The sequence below is a fragment of the Streptomyces sp. H51 genome (genome assembly GCF_035656535.1).
Taxonomy (GTDB): Bacteria; Actinomycetota; Actinomycetes; order Streptomycetales; family Streptomycetaceae; genus Streptomyces.
Window position 1 is genome coordinate 176,730 of record NZ_JAYMHD010000048.1, and the last position, 13,577, is coordinate 190,306.

At 72.7% G+C, this 13,577-nt stretch carries 7 protein-coding genes; 1 reads left to right on the plus strand and 6 read right to left on the minus strand.

Annotation, left to right across the window (positions count from 1 at the left end; translation table 11 throughout):
- Positions 1–158: 158 nt before the first annotated feature.
- On the plus strand, positions 159–2,321 hold the full coding sequence (locus VKA29_RS14380) for a SpoIIE family protein phosphatase (protein WP_324785908.1): 2,163 nt from the start codon (positions 159–161) through the stop codon (positions 2,319–2,321).
- Between the two features lie 194 nt (positions 2,322–2,515).
- Here the strand turns inward: VKA29_RS14380 and VKA29_RS14385 are convergent, their stop codons facing one another.
- The 6 genes from VKA29_RS14385 to VKA29_RS14410 all read right to left on the minus strand — a co-directional run bounded on the left by VKA29_RS14385 (position 2,516) and on the right by VKA29_RS14410 (position 13,454).
- Entirely contained in the window at positions 2,516–4,675 is a 2,160-nt protein-coding gene (locus VKA29_RS14385; RefSeq protein WP_324785909.1) for a glycoside hydrolase family 9 protein, read from the minus strand.
- Between the two features lie 278 nt (positions 4,676–4,953).
- On the minus strand, positions 4,954–5,133 hold the full coding sequence (locus tag VKA29_RS14390) for a hypothetical protein (RefSeq protein WP_324786093.1): 180 nt from the start codon (positions 5,131–5,133) through the stop codon (positions 4,954–4,956).
- Positions 5,134–5,329: 196 nt separating this feature from the next.
- The gene (locus VKA29_RS14395) at positions 5,330–6,469 is read right to left on the minus strand and encodes an ABC transporter substrate-binding protein (RefSeq protein ID WP_324785910.1); all 1,140 of its coding nucleotides are present in this window, start codon (positions 6,467–6,469) and stop codon (positions 5,330–5,332) included.
- A gap of 240 nt (positions 6,470–6,709) precedes the next feature.
- The gene (locus VKA29_RS14400; protein WP_324786084.1) at positions 6,710–9,376 is read right to left on the minus strand and encodes a SpoIIE family protein phosphatase; all 2,667 of its coding nucleotides are present in this window, start codon (positions 9,374–9,376) and stop codon (positions 6,710–6,712) included.
- Between the two features lie 247 nt (positions 9,377–9,623).
- Complete coding sequence (locus tag VKA29_RS36980; RefSeq protein WP_420718492.1) at positions 9,624–13,244, minus strand: SpoIIE family protein phosphatase; 3,621 nt, start codon at positions 13,242–13,244, stop codon at positions 9,624–9,626.
- 3 nt (positions 13,245–13,247) lie between these two features.
- The gene (locus VKA29_RS14410; RefSeq protein WP_324785911.1) at positions 13,248–13,454 is read right to left on the minus strand and encodes a hypothetical protein; all 207 of its coding nucleotides are present in this window, start codon (positions 13,452–13,454) and stop codon (positions 13,248–13,250) included.
- Positions 13,455–13,577: the final 123 nt, after the last annotated feature.

Genomic DNA, 13,577 nt, shown 5'->3' on the forward strand with positions numbered 1-13,577 from the left:
TATTGAGCCAATTGTTGCACAGCACGAATCGCGGCACGCCTTTTACGCCCGGCGCACACAGACACCGCATTGTTGCGCCCCTGGGGCGGACGCATACTTGGGGAGGAGGTCTCGGAGACCACGCTCCGTGCGTACGAGCATCCGGTGAGGCGGCGGGCATGACCTACGAAGAAGTCCGAGCCGGGCAGCAGACCCCTCGGGATCCGCCGGACGACCAGGTCTCCGCCGGGCCGCCGTCCGCGCGGCCGTACCCGCCGAGCGACGCCGCGGTGCTCGACTGGCTCTTCGCCGACCACCCGGTCGCCCTCTCGGTGTACGACACGTCGCTGCGCTGCGTACGGCGCAATCCGGCCATGGCCCGGCTCACCGGTGCCCCGGCCCACGACACCTGGTTCGGGCGGCGCGTGACGGAGATCCTTCCCGGTCCGCAGACCGCCGCCTGGGAGGCGCGCATGCGGCAGGTGCTCGCCACGGGCGACCCTGCCCCGGCCACGCGGATCCGCAGCAGGGTGTCCGCCTCCGCGGGAAGCGAGCGTTCCCTCTCCGTCGCCGCCCATCCGCTGCGCGGTCCGGACGGCACCGTCACCGGCCTGTGCCTGACCGCCGAGGACGTGACCGAGCGGAACGGCTCACCGGACCGGCTGGCCCTGCTGAACGAGGCCGGTACCCGCATCGGCAGCACCCTCGACGTGCGGCGCACCGCCGAGGAACTCGCCGAGGAGCTGGTGCCCCTGCTGGGCGAGTGGGTGAACGTCGACCTGCTGGACACCCTGCTGAAGGGCGACGAGCCCGGCCCCTTCACCGGGCAGGTCGCCCTGCGCCGGGTGGCCAACCACTCCGTACGCCCCGGCGCCCCCGAGGCTCTGCTGCAACCGGGCGAAGTGGACTTCTATCCGCCCCACTCGCCCGCCGTGCGCAGCATGACGGCCGGTCGTCCGGTGGTGCACCTGCTCACCGATCCCGCCGCGCAGGCCTGGCTGAGGGATCAGCCGCCGCGCGCCGACAGCGTCCGGGAGCACGGCTACCGGTCGATCATGAGCCTGCCGCTGCGGGCCAGGGGCACCGTGCTGGGCGTCACCGTGCTGCTGCGCTCCCGGGAGCAGCCCTTCACCGACGAGGACCGGCTCCTGGCCGAGGAGCTGGCGGCGCGGGCCGCCGTGTGTCTGGACAACGCGCGCCGCTTCGCCCGGGAACGCTCGGCCGTGCTGACACTGCAGCGGAGCCTGCTCCCCAGTCGGCTGCCGCCGCTGATGGCGGTCGAGACCGCCTCCCGCTACCTGCCCGCCAACGGGGCCGGCGGCGCCGGGGGCGACTGGTTCGACGTGATCCCGTTGTCGGGCGCCCGGGTGGCGCTCGTGGTCGGCGACGTCATCGGCCGTGGCCTGGGCGCGGCGGCCACGATGGGCAGACTGCGCACCGCGGTGCGCACGCTCGCCGACGTGGATCTGCCGCCGGACGAACTGCTGACCCACCTCGACGACCTGGTCGACCGGAGCGCCCCGGTCGACGACGGCTCGTCCGCGGACGCCGCCGAACTGGGCGCCACCTGCCTGTACGCCGTCTTCGACCCGGTCTCCGGCACCTGCGCGGCCGCCCGGGCGGCCCATCCGCCGCCGTTCGTGGTCACCCCCGACGGCGAGGCCGGGCTGGTCCGGCTGCCCCCCGGCCCGCCGCTCGGCCTGGGCAACGGGGTGTACGAGTCGGCCGAGTTCGAGCTGCCCGAGGGCAGCCTGCTGGCGCTGTACACCGACGGGCTGCTGGAGCCGTCCGACGCCGACCTGAGCCTGCGGCGTCTCTGTTCGGCGCTGTCGCACCCGCCGGACGCGCTGGAGGCGGTCTGCGACCACGTCGTCGAGACGGTCGTGCCGTCGGCCCACGCGGACGACGTGGCGCTGGTCGTCGCACGCACCCACACCTTCGACGCGGAGGAGGAGGCCACCCTCGACGTCCCGGACGACCCGGCCGCCGTGGCGACGGCGCGCGCCTGGGCCGGGGAACGGCTGGCCCGGTGGAGGCTGGACGAGCTCGGCTTCGTCACGGAACTGGTGGTCAGCGAGCTGGTCACGAACGCGCTGCGGTACGGCGAGCCGCCGGTCCGGCTGCGGCTGCTCAACGTCGACACGCTGATCTGCGAGGTCACCGACGGCAGCAACACCGCCCCGCACCTGCGCCGGGCGCGGCTGTCGGACGAGGGCGGCCGGGGGCTGATGCTGGTCGCCGAGCTGACCCAGCGGTGGGGCACCCGGCAGACCCGTCGCGGCAAGACCATCTGGTGCGAGCAGAGCCTGCCCCGGAAAACGGCCGCCGCCCGCGCCCGCTGACCACCGGCGGACCGGCACCGCCCACCGCCTTCGCACGTGCTCGCCGCTGTGCGCCGCACACCCTGAACGGCATCGGGCGCCCCCGGAGGAGCACGCGCCTGAACCGCCGGCCCGCCGCGTGTCCGCGGTGAGCCGGCGGTCCGGTGGGGGGCCGGCGGACCGGACCCGGGTCCCCGGGCCCGGTCGCGGAGAGGTCAGGAGCAGGCGCCTCCGTTCAGGGAGAACGCGGTGGGGGAGGGGTTGCTCCCGCTGAGCGAGCCCTGGAGACCGAAGCTCACCGACGCCCCCGGCGCGATCTTCCCGTTCCAGCCCGCGTCGGAGGCGACGACGTCGGCTCCGCTCTGGGCGACGGTCGCGTTCCAGGCGTTCGTCACGCGCTGGCCGCCCGGATAGCTCCAGGTCAGCTTCCACCCGTCGACCGCGGTCGAGCCGGTGTTCTTGACGGTCACCGTCGCGGTGAACCCGTCGCTCCAGGCGTTGTCCACCTTGTACGTCACCGCACAGGCCGCCGTGGGCTCCTCACCGCCGCCGGACGTCCGCTCGGCGGCGTAGGCGGCGAGCCAGGCCAGCGGGGCGTTCCAGTTGACGGCCACCTCGTTGGTGGAGTACGAGCCGATGTCGTCGATGTAGCAGGCGGCGGGCGCGCAGCCGGCCAGCTTCTCCTGCGCCACCGGGTCCTGCAGACCGCTGTTCGGGCCGCCGGCGAGCGAACCCGCCGGCGGGTTCGGCAGTGAGGCGTCCAGCTGGTGCGCCCAGAAGCGGTGGTGCTGGTTGTGCGAGGACGTCTCGCCGTACCCGGTCACGTACGACCGGCCGAGGGCGTTGCGGCCGAGCAGGTAGTCCATCGCCTCCAGGACCCCGGCCCGGTAGCGGGCGTCCCCGGTCAGCTCGCCGGCGACGGCCATGACGACCGCGTTGTCCGCGAGTTCGCTGTTGGAGCCCCAGAAGTAGCCGTCCTTGGGAATGGGCACCGCGTAGCCCTGCCCGGCCATCGTGGACAGGTAGCCGTCGGCGGCCGAGGTCACCGAGGAGCGGATGCGGGCCAGGTCGGACGCGGGCAGCCCGTTGGGCACGGTGGCCAGGGTGAGCCGGCCCAGCGCGGCGGTGTCCGCCCAGCCGAAGCCGTACGGGGTGAAGGCGCCGGCGGAGGTGTGCCAGGACGAGGAGGTGACCGCGTCCCGGTAGGCGCTCTCGCCGGTCGTCGCGTACAGCTCGGCGGCCGCCCAGTAGAACTCGTCGCTCACCTGGGTGTCGCCGTAGGCTCCGCCGCCCGTGCTGTCCGAATCGGGCGCGTACATCGCGGGGTTGGCCTGCGCCGCCGTCCAGGCCTTGCGGGCGGCCGCCAGGCAGCGGTCGGCGAACGCGGCGTCGTACGGCCGGTAGACGCGGGCGCACTGCGCGGCGGTCGCCGCGAGGTTGAGCGTCGCCGCCGTGGACGGCCGGTGCAGCTCACGGACCTGCGCGTCCTGGTCGGGGCGGGTCGGCAGCGCGGTCCAGGCGGCGTCATGCACCTTGTGGAACGCCATGCCCGCGTACGGCTTGCCGTCCGGCACCTGCATCCGCATCAGGAACTCCAGCTCCCAGCGAGCCTCGTCCAGGACGTCCGGCATGCCGTTGCCGCGCTCGGGGACACGCAGGGTGGAGTCGCCCAGCGCGGCGTCGGTGCCCGCGCGACGGGCCCGCTCGAAGGAGTTGACGACGAGCCAGGTGGAGATGCCTCCGTTGACCACGTACTTGCCCTGGTCGCCCGCGTCGTACCAGCCGCCCCGGACGTCCCGGGTGTAGTCGCAGACCCCGGACTGGCAGGGGACGGAGGTGTCGCCCTTGTTCGGCGCGACGCCGAGGTGCCCGGCCGGGTGCGCGTAGGCGGAGCCCACCAGGGAGGACTCGATGGCGATGCCGCTGCGCTGGTGGTAGAAGAACGCCATCGAATCCGAGCGCAGCCCGTCGTAGAGGCCGGCGCGGATGTCGAACGGGTCGCTGGTGCTGCCGTCCACCGACAGGACGTACCCCGTGCCCGTCTCCTGGTACGAGGAGAAGTCGGCCACCTGGACGGACTGCCCGGAGGGCGTGTCCGCGCCGCGCGGGACCGTCGAGCCGGAGGCGACCACCGTGCCGGAGGCGCTGCGCAACTGCCAGGTGAGCGCCGACGACGACGTGGTGACGACGGTGGCGCGCTTGGGGCCGTCCGGAAGATACCCGACCTGGTTGACCCGGACGGCCGTGGTCGCCGCCGCGGCGTCGGCGAGTCCCGCGGCGGCCGGTGCGGTCAGCAGACCGCCGAGGAGGAGGGAACCGGCCAGGAGGACCGTGGGGAGGGTTCTGCGCCTGCGTAACGACACGGAGGGGGGCATCAGCGGCTCCTGAGTCACTGTGGGGTGGCTCCCGGGGCGGGGGTGCTTGGGAGCGCTCCCATGGTGGACTTCCCGGGGGGTGAGTTCAAGAGGTGGCGGAGGTGAGCCGACGTGACCTCGTCTGCCGTGGGCGCGGTCACGGGGCCGGTGTCCGCCCCTCGGTGAGGGGCGGTCAGGGGGGCGCGCGCGGCCGGATCGCGTCGCCCGGCGCGCTCCGCACCTGGCTTCGGGCGGGGGCCGCCACTTCAGGCGGAGTCCCTCACCTCGGGCGGAGTGCCTCACTTCAGGTAGGGGCCGTCGCTGCCGATCTTGCCGGGGCCGTTCGGCACGTACACCCGGAGATTGCCCTTGCCCGGCGCCGCGACGGACAGGGTGCCGTTCGGGACGGTCTTCACGTCCCCGGTGACGGCGTCGGTGCAGGTGCCGTTCGGGATGCCGGTGTCAGCAACTTGCTGCAAGTTCTTGCATCGGCAGGGAAGCTACAGGTGTATGACAGCCGGGTGAAGGGATGCGACCGAGGGCGGACACGCGGCAGCGGCGGTGAGGCGGCCCGGTGGGACCGCACCGCGCGGTGGGCGCCACCCGCCGCCGGGGCGGCGGGTGGCGGTGGGCTTCCCGCGCCGCCGGGGCGGCGGGTGGCGGTGGGCGTCCCGGTTAGCCGGAGACCGCCGCCGACCAGCCCTGGTCGACCGTCTCCCGGGCCTTCTCCAGTTGGGCGTCCGTCGGGAACCGCGGCGTTCCCTCGACCGTCGGCAGCCGTGCGGCGGCGGCCTTGTCGAGAGTGTCGTTCCGCCTCATGGCGTCCATGAGCACCGGCCGGGCGTAGGCGCGCAGCCGCAGGTTCTGGCCCTCCGGGCTGAACAGGTACTCCTCCCACAGGCGGGCGGCCGCCGGGTGCGGGGCGTTCTTGTTGATCGCCTGCGCGAAGTACTGGGCGAAGGTGCCGTCGAAGGGGATCGCGACCTGCCAGTTCACGCCCTTGTCGCGGAGCTGGTCGGTCAGGTGGAGGTTGATGTAGTCCCAGTTGATGCTGATGGGGGTCCGGCCGCTCTCGACCGTTGCCGAGTTGGCGTGGACGGGGTTGAAGCGGCCGGTCCTCGCGAGCTCCGCGAAGTAGTCCAGACCGGGCCGGACGTTCCCGAACGACCCGTTGTTCGCCAGCGCGGCCGCGTACACGCCGGCGAAGGCGGTGGCCGACCGGGTCGGGTCGCCCACGAGTGCGACCCTGCCCTTGTGGCCCGGCTTCAGCGGATCGGCGAAAGTCGCCGGACAGTGCTTGATCCGGTCGGCGTTGCAGCCGATGGAGATGTAGCCGCCGTAGTTGTTGTACCAGCGGGCCTTCGCGTCCTTCTGGTTGCGGGGGATCGCGTCGTAGGCGGCCACTTCGTACGGCGCGAGCAGGTGCTGCGCCGCGGCGTTCCGCGCGAACGTGTCGCCGACGTCGATCACGTCGGGTGCCGTCGGCCGTTTCCCCGCCTTCCTCAAGGTGTCGATCTCGTCCTCGCTGTGGCTCTGCGGATCCACGACCGTGACCTTGATCCCGTACTTCTTCTCGAAGCCGCTGATCAGGGCGCCGTAGTTGGCCCAGTCGCGCGGCAGCGCGATCGCCGTGAGCGCGCCCTCCCGTTTCGCCGCGGAGACCAGCGCGGACATGCCGCCCATGCTCTCGGCGGACGTGGCCGCCGACGGCTTCGCGGGTCTGGCGGCCGTCGTGCTCTCGCAGGCACTCAGGCCCAGTGCCGCGAGGGCGAGACAGCCGAAGACCGCGGCCGCTCGGGCGCGCGCTGTAGTCACGATGGCTCCCGGGCATGAGGGAACGGGGTGACCTCGACCGGCTGCGGGTCGCGCCGCCGGGTCCGGAGCGGCGAACCCTCCGCCCGCGCCATCCGGCTCCCTGGGGTCCGCTGTGCCGACGAAACGGTCATCGAGGCCAGGGTACCCGGCCGCCCCGAGCGCTGAATGTCCCCCGGGAAGCCCGCGATCAGGGTCTTTCCCGGACGGGAGGCGGCGTGCGTACGCCTGTGCACGCTCTTCTCACCCGGCCGTTTCGTCCCATTCGCCCAACAGGATCTCGCCGAGGTCCTCCGCCTCCGGCATGGCGGCGTGGTGCAGCGGCTGTTCGGCCCAGATGACCTTGCCGGTGGGTGTGTAGCGGGTCCCCCAGCGTTCGGCGAAGCGGGCGACCAGGAAGAGCCCGCGGCCGCCCTCGTCGGTGACCTTCGCCCGGCGCAGCCGCGGCGAGGTGCTGCTGCCGTCGGAGACCTCGATGATCAGCGTGCCCGCGGCGGAGTCGTCTTTCGGCACCCTGCGGAGCAGCCGTACGGTGATGGGCCCGGCCGCGTAGCGGATGGCGTTGGTGATCAGCTCGCTGAGGATGAGTTCGGCGGTGAAGACGACCTGCTCCAGCCCCCACTCCGTCAGCCGGCGGACGCAGGCGGCGCGTACCGGGGCCACCGCCGCGGGGTCGCGGGGCACGTCCCACTCGGCGACCTCCTCCGGCCCCAGCCGGCGGGTGCGGGCCACCAGCAGCGCGACGTCGTCCCGGGGATGATCGGACAGCATGGACTGCACCACCGTCGCGCAGGTGGCCTCCGGCGTGCGGTCGGGCCCGGTCAGAGCATCGCGCAGCGCCTCCAGACCGGCGTCCAGGTCCCGGGTGCGGTCCTCGATCAGTCCGTCGGTGTAGAGCACCAGCCGGGAACCCTCGGGCACGGTGAACTCGGCGGTCTCGACGGGCAGTCCGGCGCCGAGTCCCAGGGGCGGGGAGACGGGCAGCGGGGGGAAGTCGACGGTTCCGTCGGGCCGGACCACCGCCGGTCCCGGATGGCCCGCGGTCGCCACGGCCAGCCGCCCGGTGACGGGATCGTAGACGGCGTACTGGCAGGTCGCTCCGGTGATCACCGCCTGCCCGTGATCCGCGTCGGCCACCTCCTCGGCGTCGATCTGCGCCACCAGTTCGTCCATGCGGCCCAGCAGCTCCTCCACGGGCATGTCGAGGCCGGCGAAGTTGTGCACGGCGGTGCGCAGCCGGCCCATGGTCGCCGCGGCGTGCAGACCGTGGCCGACGACATCGCCGACGACCAGCGCCACCCGGGTGCCGGACAGCGGGACGACGTCGAACCAGTCCCCGCCCACCCCGGCCTCGGCCGGCAGGTAGCGGTAGGCCACGTCCAGGGCGGACAGCTCGGGCAGCGCGCGGGGCAGCAGGCTGTGCTGCAGGGTGACGGCCATGGCGTGTTCGCGGGTGTAGCGGCGGGCGTTGTCGACGCACACCGCTGCCCGCGCGGCCAGCTCCTCGGCGAAGGACACGTCCTCGTCCTCGAACGGCGGGGAGCCCTTCGCGCGCCAGAAGTCGACCACTCCCAGCACCACGCCGCGGGCCCGCAGCGGAACCACGAGCAGGGAGTGGATGCCGTGATCGAGGATCCGGCGGGCACGTTCGGGTTGCTGCTCCTGCCAGACGTGGGAGGCGCTCAGGTCTTTGATCATGACCGGCCGGCCCTCGGTCATCGCCGTGGAGAAGGGGTGGGCCGGGACGAACCGGATCAGGTCGTGGACGCGGTACAGGGGATGGTCCGGGTCGGGAGCGCAGACGGCGGTGCGGCGCAGCTCACTGATCCCGGCGGCCGTGCCGGAGGCCTCCTCGCCGCACAGGACCGGGTCCAGGAGATCCACGGTGGCGATGTCGGCGAACCGGGTCACCGCCACCTCGGCCAGTTCCTCGGCCGTGCGCCGCACGTCGAGCGTGGTGCCGATGCGCAGTCCGGCGTCGTAGAGCGACTGCAGCCGCTCGCGTGCCACCTCCGCCCGGCCGGAGAGGGCCCGCAGCTCGGTGGTGTCCCGGAGCGTCACCACGCTGCCGGCCGGTCCGTGCGGTGCGGTGAGCCGCTTGCTGACGGCGAGCAGCCGGTCGGCCGCCAGGTACACCTCGTCGGTCGCGGGGCGGTCGGAGGCCAGCAGTCCGGCGAGGTCCTCCTCCAGCCCCAGACCGGCGATGAGCCGCCCCTCCGCGTCCGCCGGCAGGTCCAGGAGCCGTCGCGCCTCGTCGTTGGCCAGCAGCAGCCGGCCGTCACCGCCGACGATCAGCACTCCTTCCCGCACCGAGTGCAGCACCGCGTCGTGGTGCTCGTACATCCGGGTCATCTCCGTCGGGCCCAGGCCATGGGTCTGCCGCCGCAGCCGCCGGCTGACCAGGCCCGAACCGCCTGCGGCGAGGGACAGGGCCGCGGCGGTGCCGCCGAGGATGACCGGCAGCTGCCGGTCCACCCGGTGCTGCACCCGGTCGACCGTGACGGGCACGGAGACGATGGCGATGACCGAGCCGTCGGGGCCCCTGACGGGAACCGCCGAGATCACGGAGAGTCCCAGTGAGCCCTTGAACGTACTGGTGAACGGTTTGCCGGTGGCCGCCGCGGCGTAGGGCCCGATGACGCGTTTCCCGATCTGCCGCGGGTCGCTGTGGGCGAGGGTGACCCCGTTCAGCCCGTACACGATGACGGCGTCGACGCCCGCGGCCTTCCGGGTCGCCTCGGCGTGCGGCTGGAGCTGCGCGGTCGGGTGCCCGCTGCTCAGCGCCGTCGCGATGCCCGGGGAGTTCGCGAACGTCTGCGCGACGGTGAGCGTCCGCTGGCGGGCGTCGGCCATGACGTCGCGTCGAGCCTGCACCACGAGCGCCACCAGGGCCGCGGCGACGAGCAGCATCACGACCGCCAGCTGGAGCAGGAAGACCTGGCCGGCGAGGCTGTGCACGTTCAGGAGTGACCCCGGCCGCCGCACCTCTCCTCGCCGCCCGCTCTTACCGTTCTGCCCGGAATATTCCGGAACTCCGTTCATATTCCCTTTCTATCGTTTTTGGGTGGCCTACCACCAAGCGGCCGGACCGGGCCGCGCGCTGGCGCGACCCCGCGGCACCGCGCGGGCGACGGCGGGAGGCCACGGGCGGCGCCGGTCAGCCACCGAGCGTTCCCGGCGTCGCCTGCTCGGCCCAGATGACCTTGCCGTCCTTGGTGTAGCGCGTGCCCCAGCGCTCGGCGAACTGGGCCACGAGGAACAGGCCCCGTCCGCCCTCGTCGGTGCTGGCCGCGTAGCGCAGATGCGGCGAGGTGCTGCTCTGGTCGGAGACCTCGCAGACGAGCGCCCGGTCGCGGATCAGCCGCATCCTGATGGGTCCGGCGGCGTGGCGTATGGCGTTGGTGATCAGTTCGCTGCAGATCAGCTCCGTGGTGTCCACGAGGTCCTCCAGTCCCCACTCCGTGAGCCGGGCGGAGACGGCGGCGCGTACGCGGCGGACGTCGGCGGGGTCGCGCTCCACGTCCCACTCGGCGACCCGCCCGGGGCCCAGCACCCGGGTACGGGCGACGAGCAGCGCGATGTCGTCCCTCCGGGACTCGGGGAGCAGGGCCTCCAGCACGGCGTCGCAGGTCTGCTCGGGCGAGAGGTCCGCGCCCTCCAGCGTCTCGCGGAGCAGCCGCAGCCCGGCGTCGACGTCCAGGTCGCGGCGCTCGACGAGGCCGTCGGTGAACAGGACGAGCCTGCTGCCCTCGGCCAGCCGCAACTCCGCGCACTCGAAGGGCAGCCCGCCGATGCCGAGGGGAAGGCAGGACGGCAGGTCGAGGAACTCCACCGTCCCGTCGGGCCGGACGAGCGCGGGCGCCGGATGGCCGGCGCTGGCGATGGCGCAGTCGCCGGTCACGGAGTCGTAGACCGCGTACAGGCAGGTGGCGCCGGTGAGGGTGGTCCGGTCGCCGGACGCGATCGCGTCCTGGTCGATGAGGGTGGCCAATTCGTCGAGGTGGCTGAGGAGTTCGTCGGGCGGCAGGTCCAAGGGGGTGGAGAAGTTGTGCACGGCGGTGCGCAGCTGCCCCATGGTGGCCGCGGCCTGCAGTCCGTGCCCGACGATGTCGCCCATGACCAGCGCCACCCTGGCGCCCGGCAGCGGGATGACGTCGAACCAGTCGCCGCCGACCGCCTGCGCGGGGAGGTAACGGGACGCGACCTCGACGGCGTTCTGCGCGGGCAGCGCGCGGGGCAGCAGCCTCCGCTGCAGTGCCACGGCCAGGCCGTGCTCGCGGGTGTAACGGCGTGCGTTGTCGAGGGACACGGCGGCTCGGGTGGCCAGTTCCGCCGCGAGGGAGAGATCGTCCTGATCGAAGGGCTCGGGCTTCTCGGAGCGCCAGAAGTGGACCACGCCCAGCAGCACGCCGCGGGCGGACAGCGGCGCCGTGATGAGCGAATGGATCCCGTAGCCGATGACCCGGGAGCCCCGGCCGGGGTCCAGTTCCACCTCCTGCCATTCCGTGGAATCACGCAGATGAGGCACCAGGATCGCCAGGCCGCTCTCGACGGCGCGCGCCTGCGGCGAGGACGGCGCGAAGGTCATCAGGTCGCCGACGGCGAACAGCGGGGCGTCGTCGCGGATGCCGCTGAAGGCCGCGCGCCGCATCCGCTTGCTGCCGGTGCCGAAGCCGTTCATCCCCGGTTCCTCTTCGTTCAGCACGGATTCGGCCAGGTCCACGGTGACGTAGTCGGCGAAACGCGGAACCGCGACCCGCGTCAGCTCCTCGGCCGTACGGGTCACGTCGAGGGTGGTGCCGATGCCGCCGGTCGCGTCGTAGAGCAGCTTCAACCGCCACCGGACCAGCTCCACCCGCTGCGACGCCTCGCCGATCATCGCCATCACCTGCTCCGTGCCGACCTCCTCCTCCCCGGCCACCGTGGCGACCGCGAGCCGCGCGGACGCGGCGCCCACCGAGCCGGCGAGCTGGGCTTCCGCGTGATGCACCAGCGCCGGCGGCGCTTCGGCGGCCGGCGAGTCGGGTCTGCCTCCGGGGTAGGAGCCCAGCGCCCGCCGGGCGCCCTCCGGTCCGAGGAAGCGCTCCAGCAGGGTCTGCAGTTCGCCGACCGTGGCACGGACCCGCCAGTGCCGCTGCCGCACCGGCTCTTCGAGGACTTCCACGAACTGCTCCGCCTGCGCCCGCTCGGCGGCGTCCGGCCGGTCCGCGAGGGAGACCGCGACGTACCCGCCGAAGTTCAGCAGCACGCTCCAGAACATCGCATGGCTGATCGGGTCCAGTCCCGTCACGCCCAGCAGATGCCGCGGCCGGAGCAGCCCGATGCCGAGCGGGCCCTCCCGCAGGAACGAGGCGGACAGCAGCCTGGCGTCCGCGAAGGTCGGCAGCACCAGGGTGTACGTCCACACCGCGAACCCCGCCACCAGGCCGACCAGCACGCCCCGGCGGGTACCGCCCTTCCAGAACAGGCCGCCCAGGATGGCGGGCGCGAACTGCGCCACGGCCGCGAACGACACCAGGCCGATCGACACCAGTGCCGTCGCCTCCCCGGCCAGCCGCAGGTACGCGTACCCGAGCAGCAGGATCAGCACGATGCTGGCCCGGCGAATGCCCAGCACCAGCCCGGCGAGGTTGTCCCGGTGCGTCAGCCGGGACGGGGTGCGCAGCAGCAGCGGCAGCACGAGGGAGTTCGACACCATGGTGCTGAGCGCGATCGTCTCGACGATGACCATGCTGGTGGCCGCGCTGAGGCCGCCGATGAAGACGAACAGCGCGAGTGCGTCCTGCCCTCCGTCCATCGGCAGGGTCAGCACGTAGGTGTCGGCGTCGACGGCCGTTCCGAACCGCAACAGCCCGGCGGCCGCGATCGGAAGCGCGAAGAGGCTGATCACGAGCAGGTACAGCGGGAACAGCCACGTCGCCCGTTTGAGGTGCCTCTCGTCGACGTTCTCCACCACGCTGATCTGCCACTGCCGGGGCAGCAGCACGATCGCCAGCATGGACAGCACCGTGAGCCACACCCACGCGCCGTAGCCGGTGTGGTCCCGCAGCATGAACAACTGGGTGAAGCCGGCGTCCGCGGCCCGGGAGAACAGGTCGTCGAGCCCTCCGAACATCCAGAAGACCACGAAGAACCCGGCCGAGAGGAACGCCACCAGCTTGACCACGGACTCGAACGCGATGGCGGCGACCATGCCCTCGTGCCGTTCGGTGGCGTCCAGATGGCGGGTGCCGAAGACGATGGTGAACGCGGCGAGCACCAGCGCCGCGTACAGCCCCGTGTCCTGGAGCAGCGGGATGTGAGTGACCTCCGGGGCGGGGGTGACGGCGGGGTGCCGCCGGATGACCGCGAAGGTGACGGAGACCGCCTTGAGCTGCAGCGAGATGTAGGGAACGACCCCCACCACGGCGATGATCGTCACCAGGCAGCCCAGCGCGGTGCTCTTGCCGTACCGGGCGGAGACGAAGTCGGCCAGCGAGGTGACCCGGTGCCGGTGGCTGATCCGGATGATCCTGCGCAGCACCAGCCAGCCCAGCGCGAGCATGAGGGTCGGCCCCAGGTAGACCGGCAGGAAGCCGACTCCGGCCCTGGCGGCCCAGCCCACGCTGCCGTAGTACGTCCACGAGGTGGCGTACACGCCGAAGGACAGCGCGTAGACCGTGGCGTTGTTGATGACGCTCCGACCGGAATCCGCCCGCCGGTCACCGTAGAAGGCCACTGCGAAGAGCAGGCCGAGATACCCGGCCGACACGGCGACGATGAACCAGGTCTGGAGCACGGTCTACCCCGATCTGCCGCCGATCACGGCGACCAGACCGATCACGATCGCCCAGACGAGAAACAGGTAGGCCGCGAGAACGGGCACGCCGAAGACCTGGCCCAGGTGATCGAACCGCGCCAGGAACGGCGGAACGATCAGCACGAATCCCGCCGCCGCTACGGCCGCCAGGCGCAGACCGAGCTGCTCGTCGTCCCGCGACCCCGCCATGAGCCGCCTCCGCATCCTCGATGTCACGTCTGCGATGTACTGCGGAATGTGCGCGATGTCGCACCGCGGCGTCGAACCGCGACGCGGTGACGCGGTGACGCCCACTCTGCTCAGTGCAACACG

Excerpts from the sequence above, each read along its gene's own strand:
- VKA29_RS14380 (WP_324785908.1), top strand. The coding sequence starts at position 159 with ATGACCTACGAAGAAGTCCGAGCCGGGCAGCAGACCCCTCGGGATCCG.
- VKA29_RS14385 (WP_324785909.1), bottom strand. The coding sequence starts at position 4,675 with ATGCCCCCCTCCGTGTCGTTACGCAGGCGCAGAACCCTCCCCACGGTC.
- VKA29_RS14400 (WP_324786084.1), bottom strand. The coding sequence starts at position 9,376 with ATGCTGCTCGTCGCCGCGGCCCTGGTGGCGCTCGTGGTGCAGGCTCGA.
- VKA29_RS14410 (WP_324785911.1), bottom strand. The coding sequence starts at position 13,454 with ATGGCGGGGTCGCGGGACGACGAGCAGCTCGGTCTGCGCCTGGCGGCC.